15 protein-coding genes are annotated in these 18,237 nt (G+C 38.0%); 10 read left to right on the forward strand and 5 right to left on the reverse strand.

From position 1 onward, the window contains the following. Positions 1-299: 299 nt before the first annotated feature. Both pruA and CA834_RS07010 read left to right on the forward strand, forming a co-directional pair. The gene (gene pruA / locus CA834_RS07005; RefSeq protein WP_094967973.1) at positions 300-1,925 is read left to right on the forward strand and encodes an L-glutamate gamma-semialdehyde dehydrogenase; all 1,626 of its coding nucleotides are present in this window, start codon (positions 300-302) and stop codon (positions 1,923-1,925) included. 144 nt (positions 1,926-2,069) lie between these two features. Beyond that, positions 2,070-3,785, forward strand: a complete 1,716-nt coding sequence (locus CA834_RS07010; RefSeq protein WP_133085466.1) for a T9SS type A sorting domain-containing protein — start codon at positions 2,070-2,072, stop codon at positions 3,783-3,785. A gap of 47 nt (positions 3,786-3,832) precedes the next feature. On the opposite strand, the gene rsmG is transcribed toward CA834_RS07010, so the two are convergent. Beyond that, positions 3,833-4,459, reverse strand: coding sequence for a 16S rRNA (guanine(527)-N(7))-methyltransferase RsmG (gene rsmG / locus CA834_RS07015; RefSeq protein WP_094967975.1), 627 nt, complete (start codon positions 4,457-4,459; stop codon positions 3,833-3,835). A 139-nt stretch (positions 4,460-4,598) separates the two neighbouring features. On the opposite strand from rsmG, the gene CA834_RS07020 reads away from it, so the two are divergent. After that, positions 4,599-5,702: a fatty acid desaturase family protein gene (locus CA834_RS07020; RefSeq protein WP_094967976.1), complete on the forward strand. Its 1,104-nt coding sequence runs from the start codon at positions 4,599-4,601 to the stop codon at positions 5,700-5,702. A gap of 18 nt (positions 5,703-5,720) precedes the next feature. Next, a complete protein-coding gene (locus tag CA834_RS07025) occupies positions 5,721-6,905 on the forward strand; it encodes a pyridoxal phosphate-dependent aminotransferase (RefSeq protein ID WP_094967977.1) in 1,185 nt (394 codons plus the stop codon). Between the two features lie 57 nt (positions 6,906-6,962). Here CA834_RS07025 and CA834_RS07030 read toward each other — a convergent pair whose 3' ends face one another. The 3 genes from CA834_RS07030 to trkA form a co-directional block, all read right to left on the reverse strand. Next, positions 6,963-7,211: a hypothetical protein gene (locus tag CA834_RS07030; RefSeq protein ID WP_094967978.1), complete on the reverse strand. Its 249-nt coding sequence runs from the start codon at positions 7,209-7,211 to the stop codon at positions 6,963-6,965. 185 nt (positions 7,212-7,396) lie between these two features. Next, positions 7,397-8,899 (reverse strand): TrkH family potassium uptake protein, encoded by a 1,503-nt coding sequence (locus CA834_RS07035; protein ID WP_094967979.1) that lies wholly within the window; start codon positions 8,897-8,899, stop codon positions 7,397-7,399. 3 nt (positions 8,900-8,902) lie between these two features. Next, on the reverse strand, positions 8,903-10,252 hold the full coding sequence (gene trkA / locus CA834_RS07040; protein WP_094967980.1) for a Trk system potassium transporter TrkA: 1,350 nt from the start codon (positions 10,250-10,252) through the stop codon (positions 8,903-8,905). 129 nt (positions 10,253-10,381) lie between these two features. Between trkA and ubiE the strand changes: the two genes are divergently transcribed. After that, positions 10,382-11,113: a bifunctional demethylmenaquinone methyltransferase/2-methoxy-6-polyprenyl-1,4-benzoquinol methylase UbiE gene (gene ubiE, locus CA834_RS07045; protein ID WP_094967981.1), complete on the forward strand. Its 732-nt coding sequence runs from the start codon at positions 10,382-10,384 to the stop codon at positions 11,111-11,113. 1 nt (position 11,114) lies between these two features. Continuing rightward, positions 11,115-11,831: a type IX secretion/gliding motility protein PorT/SprT gene (porT, locus tag CA834_RS07050; RefSeq protein WP_094967982.1), complete on the forward strand. Its 717-nt coding sequence runs from the start codon at positions 11,115-11,117 to the stop codon at positions 11,829-11,831. Here porT and CA834_RS07055 read toward each other — a convergent pair. Next, a complete protein-coding gene (locus CA834_RS07055; protein WP_094967983.1) occupies positions 11,818-12,552 on the reverse strand; it encodes a TrmH family RNA methyltransferase in 735 nt (244 codons plus the stop codon). The two genes, porT and CA834_RS07055, sit on opposite strands and share 14 nt — an antisense overlap. A gap of 114 nt (positions 12,553-12,666) precedes the next feature. Here CA834_RS07055 and tamL point away from each other — a divergent pair, with 114 nt between their 5' ends. The 4 genes from tamL to CA834_RS07075 all read left to right on the forward strand — a co-directional run bounded on the left by tamL (position 12,667) and on the right by CA834_RS07075 (position 18,232). Next, positions 12,667-15,228, forward strand: coding sequence for a translocation and assembly module lipoprotein TamL (tamL, locus tag CA834_RS07060; protein ID WP_165764766.1), 2,562 nt, complete (start codon positions 12,667-12,669; stop codon positions 15,226-15,228). Between the two features lie 170 nt (positions 15,229-15,398). Then, positions 15,399-16,466: a class II fructose-bisphosphate aldolase gene (gene fbaA / locus CA834_RS07065; RefSeq protein ID WP_094967985.1), complete on the forward strand. Its 1,068-nt coding sequence runs from the start codon at positions 15,399-15,401 to the stop codon at positions 16,464-16,466. 238 nt (positions 16,467-16,704) lie between these two features. Then, positions 16,705-17,562, forward strand: coding sequence for an acetyl-CoA carboxylase, carboxyltransferase subunit beta (gene accD / locus CA834_RS07070; protein WP_094967986.1), 858 nt, complete (start codon positions 16,705-16,707; stop codon positions 17,560-17,562). Between the two features lie 133 nt (positions 17,563-17,695). Beyond that, positions 17,696-18,232, forward strand: coding sequence for a hypothetical protein (locus CA834_RS07075; protein WP_094967987.1), 537 nt, complete (start codon positions 17,696-17,698; stop codon positions 18,230-18,232). The last annotated feature ends 5 nt before the right edge of the window (positions 18,233-18,237 follow it).

Consider the following 18,237-nt stretch of genomic DNA (forward strand, 5'->3'; position numbering starts at 1 on the left):
CATTTTAAACCAACCAATTAGTTTTTAGTTAAGCCTTCGGTAATTTGTGACATATCTACCTACAGGAAATGGCATAAGCTTATAAAGCGGTTTCTCAAGAATTGCTCTTAGCTCTTAAGATATGTTGAAAATAATTGCATTGCGTTGTTTCATTGGTTTTTGCTTAGATTTCTAATTGGTTTACACTACCTACCCATATAGAACACTTCTTTTTTTCCACTGTCTTTAGCCTTACAATTCTGCATTAATTATCGTACCTTTGCACTTTGAAAAATTAGAATTAAAATTAAAATAATATCATGGGAAAAGGATTCTTTAATGTACCAATTGCAGTTAATGAACCTGTAAAATCGTATGCACCTGGCACTCCAGAAAGAGATGAGGTTTTGGACGCATACAACGCAATGTATAAGAGTAAAGTAGATGTGCCTTTATATATTAACGGAAAGGACATTTCAACAGGAAATACACGACCCTTATCTCCTCCACACGATCACAAACATATTGTGGGCCAATATCATCTTGCGGAAAAAAAACATGTAGAATTGGCTATTTCAACAGCGCTAGAAGCTAGAAAAACATGGTCCCAATTAACTTGGGAACAACGCGCCGGCATCTTTCTTAAGGCCGCAGAATTAATTGCAGGACCTTACAGAGCTAAAATTAATGCTGCAACAATGATTGCCCAGTCAAAAACCATTCATCAAGCGGAAATCGATGCTGCTTGTGAGCTCATCGATTTTTTACGATTTAATGTTCAGTTTATGACGGACATCTATATGGAGCAACCTGAAAGTACGAGCGATGCATGGAACCGAGTGGAGTACCGTCCATTAGAAGGTTTTACCTATGCCGTCACCCCTTTCAACTTTACGGCAATTGCGGGAAATTTGCCGGCGTGCATGGCCTTAATGGGCAATGTAGTGGTATGGAAACCTAGTGACAGCCAAATTTATTCCGCTAAGGTAATCATGGATGTGTTTAAAGAAGCAGGTGTCCCTGATGGTGTCATAAATGTTGTCTTTGGCGATCCAGTAATGATTACCAATACGGTATTATCCAGTCCTGATTTTTCAGGTCTTCATTTTACGGGTTCCACCTTTGTATTCAAAGAGCTTTGGAAACATATTGGAGAAAATATACACCATTATAAAACCTACCCACGAATTGTTGGCGAAACCGGTGGTAAGGATTTTATCATTGCACACAAAACGGCTAACCCAAAACAAGTAGCAACTGCGATTTCCCGAGGTGCTTTTGAGTTTCAAGGTCAGAAGTGTAGTGCTGCATCTAGAGCATACATACCAAAAGGCATTTGGAATGAAGTTAGAACCCATCTAATAGAGGATATAAACTCCTTTAAAATGGGATCTCCTGAAGATATGGGTAATTTCATAACTGCTGTGATACACGAGGGCTCTTTTGATAAATTGGCGAAATACATAGACCAAGCCAAAGAAGACAGTGATACTGAGATAATCGCTGGTGGCGGTTATGACAAATCTAAAGGTTATTTTATTGAACCGACGGTAATATTAACTACAAATCCTAAGTATACAACGATGTGTACGGAATTGTTCGGGCCAGTAATAACGATATATGTTTATGAGGACGAATCCTTTAGTGAAACCTTAAAATTAGTTGATGAAACCAGTGAATATGCCCTAACCGGTGCTATTTTAGCCACTGATAGACATGCAATTGACGAAGCGACCAAAGTACTAGAAAACTCAGCAGGTAACTTCTATATTAATGACAAGCCAACTGGTGCAGTTGTTGGTCAACAACCTTTTGGAGGTGCGAGAGCATCCGGTACAAATGACAAGGCCGGGAGTGCTCAAAACCTTATGCGCTGGGTGTCACCTCGACTCATCAAGGAAACCTTTGTGACTCCAACGGATTACAGGTACCCATTTCTTGATTAAAAATTAATTAACTGATTAACAAATCCTTAAAGACAGCTGTTTTTAAGGATTTTTTTTGCACTTGGTAGAATTGAGGTCGAAAGAGTGGTATGGCATCAAGAAACTTTGTATATTTTCATCAACTTTACACCAAACGATCAGCTTATGAAAATAAATTACCTTCTATTTTTGCTTTTTTGTCCACTTTACGTCATAAGCCAAGTCAATTCAATTACAGCAACGGAACCCGTAGATCTATCTGTTTATGACGGTACTGCAAGTACGGCAGGTCAAGGGGAGTATGAGGTTTTTCTCAGTGACGACAATATTCTTGACAAACCTATCATCGCGGTAGATGGATTTGACCCAGGAGACTCAAGGGACATTGCCACCATATATGCTTCTTTGAATTTTAGCGGCACTTCGGGCGCTCAAAACTTAGCAGATTTGCTACGTGACCAAGGTTTTGACGTGGTTATCTTAAATTTTCCAACGTATACAAACGGTGATGGCGCCACTATTGATGGTGGTGCAGATTTCATGGAGCGGAACGCTATGGTCTTGGTAGAACTAATAAACCTCATTAATGCTAATAAGGCACCAAATAATCCAGAACAAAATGTGGTAATCGGTCCGAGCATGGGAGGTATTATTTCACGTTATGCACTAAATTATATGGAGGCCAACGGTTTAGACTCAGATACACGATTGTATATATCGTTTGATTCACCGCATTTAGGTGCCAATATACCCATTGGACTTCAACATCAACTTAATTATCTGGCATTTAATGATTTAAATCCAGTAGCTGAAGTTCAACCTTTGATTAATGACTTGTTGAATTCCCCAGCAGCTAGACAGCTCCTATTGGACCATTATGGCGCACATTTGGAGGCAGGTAGCCTCGTAGAGTTCGATCCTACCAAAACTTTACCAGAACCACATCCTTATAGACTCGAGTTTCAAAATAGAATCACATCGTTTACAACGGATGGATTTCCAGAAAATACTCGCAACGTATCTATTGTAAATGGCAGTGGTATCGGCAGTTCTTATTTTGCCATTGGCAGTTCTGGTCCTCTGGTGGACAATGGCTATCCTATTATAACGAGTAGTTTTGACATCACAGTACCTAATCCTTTACCGTTTGGGTCCCCTACCATTGATGTACCAGTCACCATTGACGTAAATTTTACGCCTGCAGCAGGACCTGAGGCTCAGGTAAGCAGCTTTGTGGCTTCAACCCCTGTCGGTTCGATATCATCTTCAGCCAACTCAGAAACCATTAACTTTGATGGTGTAGATGCCGCACCAGGCGGATTATTTGATCTTTCAGATTTAACAGGTGCATTTCCTAATACTGGTCCAGGTGCTGAAGTCCTAGCAGGTTTAGAAATTGATAAATTCAATTTTATCCCTACTGTTAGTGCACTCGCGTTAGAAATAACGGAAGAGGCATCTGGTGACGATATCAATTGGTTTCACAATATAAATTTAGCAGGAAGAGCCACTACCAATACGACGCCTTTTGACAACACCTTTTTACCAGATGACAATGAACCACATGTTCAATTGACGGAAGCCAATGTTGCATTTGCTTTGTCTGAAATTTTGAACCCGCCGTTAAGTTTACCTGAAAACTCAATTATATCATTTAAGATAGAACAGAATCCAATTGCTCATGATTTAGTTATACTCTCTAATACCACCACCGAAGCTAAGGTATGGATTACGGACTTAGCAGGTAAAACTCTTTTCAATACTGGTGTGAATCTTACAGATAGAACTGCTATTCCACTTAATTTGACATCAGGGTTTTATTTGTTGAATCTTACAACTGGAAATAATCAAGTTTTTGTATCTAAGTTTATCGTGCAATAAAGAATTAGACCTATACTCAGCAGGAAGGCCTCTTAAAGGTGGCTTTCCTATTTGTATTTCAAGGGTAGATGAATAACTTTTTTTGTTTGAAAAAAAGGCTCTTCAAAGATATCTGAAAGTAGGAAGGCCTTTACCGTGGTGTATACTTTTAATTCATCGGTTAAATCACCCCCTTTTAGATAAAGTATACCGTTTTTCAATGCATTATTTTGCTTTTTAGACACCTTTCCTTTTACCCATGTAGTAAATTCTGGCATAGCGGTGACTGCCCTGCTGACAATGAAATCATAAGTTTTATCTATAGCCTCTACTCTCGTATGGGTTGTGGTGACATTGGTAAGGCCTATGTCTTCACAAACGGCATTGACAACTTTTAATTTTTTCATCACGCTGTCGACCAAATGAAATTGGCAGTTGGGGAATAAAATGGCAAGTGGTACACCAGGAAAACCACCTCCTGTACCAACATCCAAAATTGACGTCCCATTTGAGAACTCAATAATTTTTGCTATACCTAGAGAATGCAAAACGTGTTTTAAATAAAGCTCATCTATATCCTTTCTGGATATTACATTTATTTTGGTATTCCAATCCTTATAAAGCTCCTCTAAAGCACTGAATTGGGCGATTTGTGTATCTGTTAGATTGGGGAAATACTTCAGAATTAGCTCCATGAATTTTGTTTTTCGCAAAAATACACTATTTTCAATTTGTTAAATTAACAAGGCATAATGACTTAAATTTAATAATTAGTTATCTTTGGCGCATTACGGTATGGATATTGCATACTTATATTATAAATGATTTGATTACATGGCACAACAAACCCTATCCTTCTCGAGAACAGATTCAGCAAAGTTTTTTAGAACACTCAATAAACGCGTAAATAATTACTTTAAAGAAAATAACATTAAACGGACTGGCAATTGGCAGCTCTGGGTTAAAACCATTGTAATGTTTGCATTGTTTTTAACACCTTACTTCCTGTTACTAACCTTAGATATGCCCACCTGGGCACAAATCTTACTCACTGTTGTTATGGGAGTTGGTATGGCCGGTGTCGGCATGAATGTGATGCACGATGGTAACCATGGGTCCTTTTCCAATAAGGAATGGGTCAATAGAATTATGGGAAGTAGTATTTATATTTTAGCAGGTAACGTTTATAACTGGCAGGTGCAGCATAACGTGTTACACCACACTTATACCAATATTCACGGTCACGACGAAGATCTCGAGGCTGGTAGAATTTTACGTTTTTCCAAGCATACCGAATGGCGAAAGCATCATAGGTTTCAACATTATTACTCCATCCTATTATATGGATTATTGACCATTAATTGGGCCATTACGACAGATTTTCAGCAGATGCGACGCTATATGAAACGCAAGTTATCCTATGGAAAATTACCTAACCCTGTAGTAAATTGGAGTAAGTTGGTAATTTCCAAACTCATATATGTCGCCATGTGGATTGTTTTACCATTATTGTTAACTGATATTGCCTGGTACAAAATATTAATTGGATTTTTCCTAATGCATTATGTAGCTGGATTAATACTAAGTGTAGTTTTTCAACTAGCACACGTAATGGACGAAGCGGAAATGCCAATGCCAGAAAAAGATGGTACGATGAAAAACACGTGGGCAATACATCAATTGAAAACCACGGTAAACTTCGGACGTAAAAACTGGCTTATCAATTGGTATACTGGGGGATTAAACCATCAGGTTGAACATCATATATTTCCACATATCAGCCATATTCACTATGGTAAGATTGCTAAAATAGTTAAGGATACGGCTAAGGAGTTTAATTTACCTTATAAAGAATACGAAACTACTAGAAAAGCAATTGCAGCGCATTTTAAGTTCTTAAAAGACATGGGGACACCTCCAGCTGTATTGCAAGCCTAATTTTATTCAACTTACAATATGATTCAACTTTCTGATAGAGTTACTAATCTATCTACTTCAGCAACCCTTGCAATGGCAGCAAAAGCCAGAGAGTTAAAAGCAGAGGGCAAAGATATCATTGGTTTAAGTTTGGGAGAACCCGACTTTAATACGCCAGATTTCATTAAGGACGCCGCTATTTTGGCCATTGAACAGGACTATAATAGTTATACCCCCGTTGATGGTTATGTCGAGTTGAAAAATGCGATAATAAAAAAATTTAAAAGAGATAACAACCTCGATTATACGCTTCCACAAGTTGTGGTCTCTACAGGAGCCAAACAAGCCCTATTTAATATAGCTTCAGTTTTATTGAACAAAGGGGATGAGGTTATCTTACCATGTCCATACTGGGTAAGCTACAGCGATATTGTTAAATTGAATGAAGGTGTTCCTGTCGAGGTAAAAACCTCCATTGACAATGACTTCAAAATGACTGCTGAGCAATTAGAGGCCGCCATTACACCGAAAACAAAGATGATATGGTATAGTTCGCCATGCAATCCTAGCGGCTCGGTTTACAGTAAGGAAGAGTTAAGGGCATTAGCAGATGTACTTCAAAAACACCCCAATATTTATGTGGTGTCAGATGAAATTTATGAACATATAAATTTTGTTGGCGGTCATTATAGCATGGCACAATTTGAGGACATGTACGACCGTACTATAACCGTTAATGGCGTATCAAAAGCATTTGCCATGACCGGTTGGAGAATTGGCTACATTGGCGCTCCCAGTGTTATAGCCCGTGCATGCAACAAAATCCAAGGTCAGGTTACAAGTGGTGCCAATTGTATTGCACAACGTGCGGTTATTACTGCTTTAGAGTCCGATCCATCGCGAGTTCAATACATGGTCGATGAATTTAAGGAACGTAGAAAACTTATTTTAAACTTGTTGAACGATATTGATGGGTTTAAAACCAATGAGCCTGAGGGTGCATTCTATGTGTTCCCTAATATTTCAGCTTATTTTGGAAGAACTATAAATGGGAAAACTATAAACAATGCCAGTGACATGGCTATTTTCTTATTAGAAGAAGCTCTTGTCGCCACCGTAACAGGGGAAGCCTTTGGCAATCCGGATTGCATTAGAATCTCCTATGCTGCCTCCCAAAAAGACATTATAGAAGCCGTGAGGCGCATCAAAACGGCACTTTCCTAAGTTTACAATACTATAGTAGATAATCGCGTATTCGAAGGTCAAGTTTAGAGGGAACTCCTAGAATAAGGCTATTAAGGCGATTGCAAACACTGTTAATCTTAAGATCACAGCGGTGTGATTCACTGTATTAAACTGAAAGGCCTTCAAACCTTGTCTTTTACCAAATAAAGAAGTTGAAGTTGTCGTTTTAAAATTGGTATTTACAACTGACTTGAAATGAGAACATAATAAGCCCTCTGTAGTGTTAAAAGATACCGCTATGGGTTCGGGTACAGTTTCTAATTCTTGATTTACTAATAAGTCCATGATAATGATTTTTAATTCTGAAACTAATTCAGAAATTGTTGGTTATACACATACGACGGACTAAAACTCAAAATGTTACACTACCCATTAGGATGAGCCTTTAAATGGGGTTGCCAAAATTCATAAAATACCAGTAAAAATATAGGCTAGCTAATTTTTATAAATTTTTAAAAAAATTAAGCTAATTAACGATTTCTCCAGAAGAAAGGGGTCAGTAAAATAAGTACAGTGAATAATTCTAAACGACCGAGCAACATTAAAAAGGAAGCCCACCATTTACCTAAAGGTGGTAATGCTGCGTAATTGTTTACCGGACCAAAATCGCCTAAGGCTGGACCGACGTTGCCCAAACTAGAAGCTGAAAGCCCAATAGATGACTCAAAATCCAATTGAAACATAGAGAATCCCAGACTTCCGATGATAAAAGAAAGCATATATAAAATAAAAAAGCCCAGGACATTGAATACAATATCTCCTGAAATTGATTTTTTATTATAACGAACCGGTAGAATGGCATTGGGATGAAGGGCTCTTTTAAACTCTAAAAAGCCATTTTTTATTAAAATTAAATGACGTACTACCTTAATGCCACCTGCTGTGCTTCCCGCAGATCCACCAAGAAACATTAAACCAAAAAAGAAAACGGTTAAAAATGGGGTCCACATGGTATAGTCGGCCGAAACAAAGCCTGTTGTCGTTATAATAGCTAGGACCTGAAATAATCCATGTCGCAGGGAACTCTCCCACTCCCCCAAAACCATAGGGTGGGCCACGGAGGATTTAGACACATCAGCTCTAAAATAGATGACCGCTGCTGCTATTATTGTAAAAACAACAATAAATCTAAAATATAATTTAAACTCATCGTCCTCAATGATTTTGGAGACCTTACCTTTAAATAGGAAGTAGCTTAAAACAAAATTAGTGCCTGCCAAGAACATGAAGACAATAATAATATACTGAATAACCGGGTTGTCATTCCAGTGGGCTATACTTGCATTTTTTGTTGAGAATCCTCCTGTGGAGAGGGTACTTAAGGCATGGTTAATGGCATCAAAAAACGACATCCCCGCAATTTGTAGCAAAATAGTTTCAGCCGCCGTATAGCCAAAATAAATCAACCATAGACGTTTGGCTGTATCCGTAATTCGAGGGTGTAATTTATCCCCGCCTGGTCCGGGTGCTTCTGCTGCAAACAATTGCATACCCCCTACACCCAGTAATGGTAGGATTGCTATGGCCAATACAATTATTCCCATACCACCAATCCAGTGGGTTGTACTTCTCCAAAAGAGCACACCCTCAGGTAAAACTTCAATATCATTGAGAATGCTTGCTCCGGTGGTTGTGTAACCAGACATAGTTTCAAAAAAGGCTTCGGTAAAGGTAGGTATGGCTTCTGTCACGAGATAGGGAAGGGTTCCCGTAAGCGACATCACGATCCAACCAAAAGCTACCACAATGTAACCTTCACGTTTATTCATCTCCTTTTGGTGGTTCCTGGTAGCTATCATTACAAATGTGCCTATGAGTAGGGTTACCGAACCGGCAAGAAGCAAATCTAAGGTAACACCATCCTTATAAATAAGGCTAATAAGCGTCGCAATCATCATAAAACCACCATTAAACAATAGCAATAAGCCTAAAAAGTGAAATATGATTTTATAATTTAAATGTAATCTAGACATAGGCTAGGAGAAAAATGTTTCTACTTCGGAAATAGAACGCGGCAAACAACAAACTACTACTCGGTCTCCAGCCTCAACCTTAAAACTACCTAAAGGAATAAGCCCTTCTCCATTACGAATGACACCACCAAATATAGCCGATTTCGGAAAGTTTAAATCCCTGATATAGTGATTAGTGATTTTAGAATTAGGCTTTACTACAAACTCCAGTAACTCAGCATTCATATTGTTTAACTTGGTCATCGCAACGACCTCTCCTTTTCGAATAAACCTAAATATATTGTTAGCGGCAAGGAGTTTTTTATTAATCAAGGTATCAATACCGATAGATTGCGATAATTGATAATAATCCATATTCTCTACCAGTGCTATGGTTTTTCTAACGCCCTTGGATTTCGCCAACAAGCAGGACATAATATTGGTTTCTGAATTTCCTGTTACTGAAATAAAAGCATCCATATCAGAGATATTTTCTTCATCTAATATCTCCACATTTCTACCGTCGCCACAAATAACCAAAGCATTTGGCAAACGATCGGCTAAATCCTCTGCAATTGATTTTCTACTTTCCACCAGCTTCACATTAAACTTACTGGCGCATAAATCCTTGGCAGTTTTAAATCCTATTTTACTACCTCCTAGAATCATAACATTTTTGATACCTACCTTAACCTTTCCAGAGAGTTGGAACAATTCATCATCACCACCTTTGGAGGTCATAAACACCACATTATCGCCTTCCTTAAATTGTGTATCTCCTCTTGGAATAATGGTATATTGGGTACCATATCGTTGTATGGCAATGGGAATAAAGTGTAAATCGGAATAAAACTCACCTGCTTCGCGAACGGTTTTCCCTACAAAAGCAGCCGTACGTGAAAGACGCAAACTCAACATGGTCAGGGCTCCCTCTTCAAACTCATAGGTGTCGTTAAAGCCATATTGGTTTAAGAGCAACTCGATTTCTGCTGCTGCCAATGATTCAGGTGATATCAATTCATCAATTCCAAATTTTGAGAAATCTACCATTTCCTTATGGTCAATAAACTCTGTATTTGAAATCCTGGCAATAGTGCGTTGAGCGCCTAGTTGTTTGGCCAACACACTTCCAGTAATATTGGTCGTTTCAGATGATGTAACTGCAATAAATAAGGATGCTAATTCTACTCTTGCCTCTTTTAAAATAGCAATTGATGTAGCGTCTCCCTTAATGGTTTTGATATCTAGATGTTCACCCGCATAAGCCAAGCTCTCTTTTTTGGTATCAATAAGAGTTATCTCTTGCGATTCGTATGACAATAATTTTGCTAAATGAAATCCTACCTCTCCAGCACCGGCGATAATTATTTTCATGGATTCTAGTTGAAATAAGTATACAAATATACATATATTTTACAGCTAGAGTCCTTTTTCAATATGATATAATTGTACAGCTCAATCATAGAAAACTCCCATAATGACGTATATTTGCCAAAAATTTTTATGGCTCAAAAAGTAAAACCATATAAAGACAGCGAGGCTACTAAAAAAGCACAGGTAACCCAAATGTTTGACACTATTTCCAATGAGTACGATAGTCTCAATAGAGTTATTTCATTCGGTATTGACGTAAAATGGCGAAATAAGGTTGTTAAGCTTGTGGCAGAACAACAACCTCAAGAAATTTTAGATATCGCTACAGGTACGGGTGATTTAGCCATAAGCCTTACCGCTACCAATGCCGAAAAAATCATTGGTTTAGATATCAGTGACGGTATGCTTGAAGTTGGTCGAAAAAAGATAAAAGCCAAAAATCTAAATAGCACTATCTCAATGGTCATAGGAGATTCTGAAGATTTACCCTTTGAAACTAATTCCTTTGACGCCATAACCGTCGCCTTTGGTATTAGAAATTTTGAAAATCTGGAAAAGGGCCTCACAGAAATTTTAAGAGTCTTAAAACCCAATGGTATATTTGTTATTCTTGAAACCTCAGTGCCTACGAATCCGTTCTATAAATTCGGGTACACCGCATACTCAAAATATATCTTGCCGGTCATTGGCAAACTCTTTTCAAAAGATAGGGTTGCGTATACCTATCTGAGCGAATCCGCTTACGTTTTTCCATATGGAGAGACTTTAAACAATATTTTGAGAAAAATTGGGTTTATTAATGTCGAGGATAAACCACAAACCATGGGTGTCGCCACAATTTACACAGCATCTAAATCGTAGTATGAAGAAATTAGTAATTCTAGCAGCCATTTTCATTACCACACAGAGTGTCTGTGCACAACTGTTTTCCAAAGAAAAAGTAGCTAACAGCGTAGATAATATAGACCAAAAGCTGTTAACGTGGGGCTATTTTCTTGGCTTTAATAGTTATGATTTTAAATTTAACTACAATGAGGACTTAGAGGATATTTTGGTGGATAATTCATTTGGCTTCCACTTGGGACTTGTTGGCGATTTGCGTATTAATGACTATATGAATCTCAGGCTTGAACCCGGCGTATTTTTTACCACTAGAAATCTGCGTTATGACGAAAGCTACTTCAATGGCATGGAATTTAACGACTCTGATTTACTGCGCGAGGTAAAATCGACCTATGTACACATTCCCCTGCTCTTAAAAGTATCCACGAAACGTATTAACAATTTCAAACCCTTTATTGTAGGCGGTATGTCCGCTGCCTTAAATCTATCCAGCAATCAAGACAATCCAGATGACAATAGCGCTGGTCAGTTTAGAATGCAAAAAAACACCTATTTTTACGAGATAGGGTTTGGTATTGACTTTTATCTACTCTACTTTAAATTTACCCCGTCTATTCGAGGTGTATTCGCCATAAATGATGAAGTCGTTCGCGACGCTGACCCCAATAGTCCATGGACAGGAAATATTGCAAAAATGCAAACTAGAGGAGTTTTTATCAACTTTACCTTTCAATAGTACGTCGCTTAAATTCACTGAGAATTATTGCTGTTGCATTGGCAACATTTAAGCTTTCCGTATCTTGTTTTTCGCCGAATTGTGGAATAGTAATCGCTTTTTCCACAAGATTTTTTATGTTGTCTGAAATACCATTGGCCTCATTTCCCAGAATAATAATTCCCGCGTTAGGCAAGGTGGTCTTGTAAATAGATTCACCTTCCATAAAGGTCCCAAAAACTGGCATTGATTGGGATTTTATGAAACTATCTAGTTCTAGATAGGATACGTTGACCCGTGTTAATGAGCCCATACTGGCCTGTACTACTTTAGAATTAAAGCAATCTACGGTATTTAAACTGCAAACCAAGTCTTCAATACCAAACCAATCGCATAGGCGTATGATAGTTCCCAAATTTCCAGGATCTCTAACATCGTCTAAGGCCAAGATCAAACCGTTTGATTTCGGCGTTCGCACTTCAGGTATTTTAAATAGAGCTAGGGCTGTATTAGGATTCTTAAGTGACGATATCTTTTTTAATTCCAAAGCTGTTATTTGATGATATTGCTCGCCTACAATATCAAAAACTGGAGCCGTACTATACAAAGAATCAAGATTAAATTGAGAGGTCAAAAATTCATTGATACTTTTAATACCTTCAACGGTAAAAAGTCCAAATTCCTGTCTGTATTTTTTTTGACTTAATCCTCTAATTAACTTAATTCGATGCTTTGATAACATTAAAATGTATTTACATTTGTTAGACGAAGTACAAAGTAAATCTTTTTTGGACTAATTTTTGTTCAGAAGATAACTTATCAAAAAATCACATTTCACTTGAGTCGGCCAATTCGTTTGTCATTATTTAAACAACAGCTTAAGGGTGCATGGCAAGTAAGCCTGTTTATAGTTGTTTTGGCATCAGTTAGCTCATGCAATGTGGTTAAACGGGTAAACCCAGGAGAAAGTCTTATTACGGAAAATATCATCCTTGTCGATGGGCAAAAAAACAAGCAGGAACGCGTTAATAACATCATTGCACAAAAAGTAAATTCTGGTATGAATGGACTTTTAGGGGTAAGATTACCTTTAAAGTTACATGTCTATAACCTAGCAAGACCAAATATTGATTCTATCATAGATGCAAATATTTTAAGTGACTCCTTAAAAGTAAAACGCAAAACGGCCTTGCTATCAAAAAAACAATTCGACAGATGGATTGGATCAAAAAAAGGTTTTAACGCCTGGCTAAAGCGCAAAGGTGAAGCTCCAGTAATCCTTAATGAAGACAAATCAGAAAAAACAGCAAATAACCTAAGAAAATACTATTATTCTAAGGGCTGGTTGGATAATTCAGTTGAATATGAAATCGAAAAAGACAGTAATAAGCGCGCCAAAGTCATTTACAAGGTCACCAAAAAAACACCATACTTACTAGATTCCATAACGCCTATTATCAGTACAGCTGCCATCGATTCGCTTTATGAGGCTATGAGTAAAAACTCCTTGCTAAAAAAAGGAGACCAGTACGACGAAGAGAAGTTTGAAAAAGAACGGACCCGTATCAGCACGTTTTTAAGGAACTCCGGCTTCTATTATTTTGGTCAAGATTATGTACGGTTTGTATTGGACACTATTGGCACGGACCATAAGGTCAATAGTGAGATTATTATTTCCAATCGCACTATACGAGGTGATGATTCAACTACGGTAAGGCCATTTAAAATCTATAGAATAAAAGGTGTCAATGTTTACACTGACAACACCTATGACAATCGGTTCAAAGCCGTCTCGGACACTACCGTTTACAAGGGCTACAACCTATTCAGTAAAGATGGTTTAAGGTTTAAACCCAAAGCACTTACGGATGCCATATTTATCAATGAAGGTGAAATTTATACGGATTTAGCTAGAAGCCGTACGTCTAGATACCTCAATGATTTACAAATGTTTAGATATCCAAATATCAGCTTTGTCGAAAATGAAGCAGATACCACACTTACGGCAAATATCTTATTGCAACCAAGAGATAAATATAGCCTTAATTTCGATTTTGATGTGAGTCAAAGCAACATCCAAACTGTAGGGTTCTCCTTTGGTGCAGGATTAAAAATCAGAAATATTTTTAGCGGTGCAGAAACCCTTGATATTAGTGGATTAACATCTATCGGTGCCTCAAAAGACCGTGCAAATCCCAGTGATTCATTTTTTGATATCAATGAGCTCGGCGCCAATATTAGATTGACCTTTCCCAGGATTTGGAGCCCGTTTAATACAGACAAAATCATCCCTAAATACATGTCGCCCAGCACAAGCCTTAACCTCTCAGCCTCGAGTCAAACCAATATTGGACTCGATAAACAAACCTTAGCAAGTATATTTGCATTTAACTGGAGGCCCAGCGAAACCGTGACCAATGAATTGGGGCTTTTTGATGTCCTGTTTGTTAAAAACCTTAATACAGATAACTACTTTGGTGTGTATTCGACCTCTTATGATCGATTGAATTCCATTGCCCAAAACATAGGGTATATTGATCCAACAGAGAATTTAGGAATTCCTGATGAAGCCGACCAGTTTATAGAGGATGTCTTAGGTGAAAACACAGCGCTTACCCCTGAAGACGACGACTTTATTACTGTTAATAATATAGACGAACGCAAAGAGCGATTAACCGAAAACAACCTTATTGTCTCCAGTACCTTTTCTTACCGCAAGAATACGCGTAAGGATTTATTCGATAATGACTTTTCCATTTTCAAATGGCGGATAGAAACAGCCGGCAACATCTTGTCGAGTTTATATAGTTTAACTGGGGCGCCTAAAAACAGTAGCGGTAATTATGAAACCTTAGGGGTAACCTTTTCCCAATACATAAAAACTGAAATAGACTACGTAAAATACTTTGATTTAGGGCGGAGGAATATTTTTGCCTTTAGAGGTTATGCCGGTATTGCCATTCCTTTTGGCAACTCTAACAGTATTCCGTTTGTGGAAAGTTTTTTTGGTGGGGGACCTAACGACAATAGAGCATGGACGCCTTATGACTTGGGTCCTGGTAGTACAGATAGCAATGAAGAATTTAATGAAGCCAATTTTAAGCTTCATTTCAGTGCAGAACAGCGCTTTAACTTATTTGGAAGTTTACGAGGGGCTCTATTTGTTGATGTAGGTAATATTTGGAACGTATTTGACAACGTAGAGGATGATGCCGCAGTATTTTCAGGGTTCGATTCCTTAAGGGACATTGCCGTAGGTTCAGGATTTGGATTGCGTTATGATTTTGATTTCTTTGTATTGCGTTTTGATGTTGGGTTCAAAACCTACGATCCCTCTCAAGACATAAACAACCGCTGGTTTAGAAATTACAACTTTACAAACGCGGTCTATAACATTGGTATTAACTATCCATTCTAGTAATAATATATTGAGGTCGTTCTAATTTTTTTTGAAGGCTATTTTATTTGTGCAATACCTTCGATAATCTATATCGTTTCAGGAGGGTTTGTGCCCATGAATCGGAAAAATCAGTAGCCTTTTTGACTAAAATTATGTACTTTTGAGTTCTAATTTTTCAATCATAAATTATGAGTCACAATATCAAGCCTGGCGTTGCAACAGGAAGAGAAGTTCAAAATATTTTTAAATTGGCCAAAGAGAAAGGGTTTGCCTTACCAGCCGTAAATGTTATTGGTTCCAATACCATAAATGGTGTTTTAGAAACAGCCAAAGCATTGAATGCCCCTGTAATTATTCAATTTTCAAATGGCGGGGCACAATTTAACGCTGGAAAAGGTCTAAGCAACGAAAATCAAAAAGCAGCTATAGCTGGTTCAATTGCTGGTGCCAGACATGTACACCATATGGCAGAGGCTTATGGCGTGCCTGTGATATTGCATACAGACCACTGTGCCAAAAAACTTTTACCTTGGATCGATGGTTTGTTAGACGCCAGCGAACAGTTTTTTAAAGAAACGGGTAAGCCGCTTTACAGTTCTCATATGATTGATTTGTCTGAAGAACCCATTGAAGAAAATATCGAAATCTGTAAGCAGTACTTATCACGGATGAGTAAAATGGGCATGACTCTGGAAATTGAGCTAGGTATTACCGGTGGTGAGGAAGATGGAGTCGATAATACAGACGTTGACGACTCTAAATTGTATACACAACCAGAAGAAGTGGCTTATGCCTACGAAGAATTGAGCAAGGTAAGCGACCAGTTTACAATTGCTGCTGCCTTCGGTAACGTGCACGGCGTTTACAAGCCAGGAAACGTAAAACTAACGCCAAAAATATTAAAGAATTCACAAGATTATATCTCAAAAAAATATGATGTTGGCCACAACCATATTGACTTTGTTTTCCATGGTGGGTCTGGCTCTACATTAGAAGAGATTAGGGAAGGAATAAGCTATGGTGTTGTAAAAATGAATATTGATACAGATATGCAATACGCCTTTTTAAGTGGCGTTAGGGACTATATTCAAGACAAAAAAGACTATTTACAGTCCCAGATTGGCAACCCAGATGGCGATGACGTCCCTAATAAGAAATACTATGACCCTAGGGTATGGTTACGAAAAGGGGAAGAAGCTTTCGTCGCACGACTTAAAAAAGCGTTCGAGGATTTAAATAATGTGGATACCCTATAACAGCAATATTGTAAACGTATAGCCCATTAATACTTGAATCCATAGTATTAATGGGTTTTTTATTTCTATTGGATGTAATGCGAGATGAATTTTTGACATTAATTAATATTGTAGTAATATTGTACTAGCGTATTGAGTTCGAAAAATAAGACTAATTTCACGCGATTAATGATTGTAATAGATCCGAAATCATTAAGTCGTCCTTAGAAACACCAAAGGATTAAAAGCGCAGATTGTCATGGCATGGTTTAAAAGAAAAGATAAAGGTATTCAAACCTCAACAGAGGAAAAGAAAGACACCCCTAAAGGCCTTTGGTACAAGTCGCCTACTGGTAAAATTATAGATACCAAAGAATTAGAGCAAAATTATTATGTAAGTCCAGAGGACGGTTATCACGTAAGAATTGGAAGCAAGGAATACTTTGAAATCCTTTTTGACGACAATAAATTTAAAGAGTTAGACCCTGACCTAGCATCTAAAGACCCACTTAAATTTGTCGACACCAAAAAATATCCCGATCGCTTAAAAGCAGCGCAAGCCAAGACGAACCTAAAGGATGCGGTTCGCACAGCTGTTGGTAAATCTAAAGGCCAAGACTTAGTGGTTGCCTGTATGGATTTTACCTTTATAGGTGGCTCAATGGGTAGTGTTGTCGGTGAAAAAATCGCCCGTGCGGCAGATTATGCCCTCAAAAAGAAACTCCCCTTTATGATAATTAGCAAATCTGGGGGAGCCCGTATGATGGAGGCTGCATTATCCTTAATGCAATTGGCAAAAACCTCGGCCAAACTCGCACAACTAGCGGAGGCTAAAATTCCTTATATCTCCTTATGTACAGACCCCACAACAGGTGGTACAACGGCTTCCTTCGCTATGCTAGGTGATATTAATATTGCTGAGCCAGGAGCCCTAATTGGCTTTGCTGGCCCAAGAGTGGTACGAGATACTACAGGTAAGGAATTACCTGAAGGATTTCAAACGGCTGAGTTTTTGTTGGAACACGGTTTCCTGGATTTCATCACACACCGGAAAGACTTGAAAAATAAGGTCAATCTCTATATCGATTTAATTAAAAATCAACCCTTGAGAGTTTAATTTATATCAGGTATTACGCCTAAAAACTATATACCCTCTCCTGGGAAAATAAATTCCTTATTAATTGTAACCTGAATAGGCACTAAACTCAAGAGTTATAGTTAACTTCATATCCTATTTAAAATCTAATACTGTGAAAATTAGTTCAAAGCTTGGTGTTTTAGTGTTCATCATCGTCTCTCTATGGGCATGTGAAGACATCGACGAGTTATCTGAGTTTGATATTACGGAAGACTTCAATACAACCTACACCATCAACCTACCGGAAGATTCAAATGGAATGCCGCAAAGTTTCACACAAGTAGAGACCATCAATATCGCTTCCAATCAGCAAATTCAGGATAATCTCGATGTAATTCAAGATGTAACCCTCAATTCACTTACCTATGAAATTTCAGAATTTTCGGGAGTTGAAAGTGCCGTAGTTTCAGAAGCATCCTTAAGTTTTGCAGATATTACTATTGCTATAGCTGATATTCATCTACAGGCCTCAGACGATACTAACACGGTTTACACTATAAGTAATTCGGAACAATTAAACGCCATTGCAAACGCATTGGAAAATAATAATGAAATCACAGGTACTGTTACGGGTATGGTGAGCGCCACACCAGTAACTTTTGACATCATTGTCAATTTAGATGTCACCGTAACCATCGATCTCATATAAATATT

Source organism: Winogradskyella aurantia, from assembly GCF_002266855.1.
Lineage (GTDB): Bacteria > Bacteroidota > Bacteroidia > Flavobacteriales > Flavobacteriaceae > Winogradskyella > Winogradskyella aurantia.